The 414-nt window shown below is 51.7% G+C and carries 2 tRNA genes; both read right to left on the bottom strand.

The annotated features are described in order from the left end of the window. Nucleotides 1-65: 65 nt before the first annotated feature. Nucleotides 66-141 (bottom strand) — tRNA-Ala (locus tag OB87_RS19195). A 112-nt stretch (nucleotides 142-253) separates the two neighbouring features. After that, a tRNA-Ile gene (locus tag OB87_RS19190) sits at nucleotides 254-330 on the bottom strand. Nucleotides 331-414: the final 84 nt, after the last annotated feature.

Genomic DNA, 414 nt, shown 5'->3' with positions numbered 1-414 from the left:
GATTGTTAAAGAGCAGAATACTTCGCAGCATACTGTCGCCAGTATACTCTGAAGTCATTCGTAAATGGTGGAGCTATGCGGGATCGAACCGCAGACCTCCTGCGTGCAAAGCAGGCGCTCTCCCAGCTGAGCTATAGCCCCATAGAATGCAACACGTAAACCTTTACCCGTAATCTCTGCTGAGACAGGGCGCGCAATAACGACGCACACCTCGGTATGCGAGCGATTTCACAACGCAGTATCAGGAGAAACGTGGTAGGCCTGAGTGGACTTGAACCACCGACCTCACCCTTATCAGGGGTGCGCTCTAACCACCTGAGCTACAAGCCTATAAGGTTTTACTGCTCGTTTACTTCATCAGACAATCTGTGTGGACACCACGCAGGCACTTCAGCTCGGTAAGGAGGTGATCCA

The sequence above is a fragment of the Dickeya undicola genome, from assembly GCF_000784735.1.
Taxonomy (GTDB): Bacteria; Pseudomonadota; Gammaproteobacteria; order Enterobacterales; family Enterobacteriaceae; genus Dickeya; species Dickeya undicola.
Note: the sequence above shows the minus strand (reverse complement) of the source record. Positions and strands in the feature narration are given on the sequence as shown.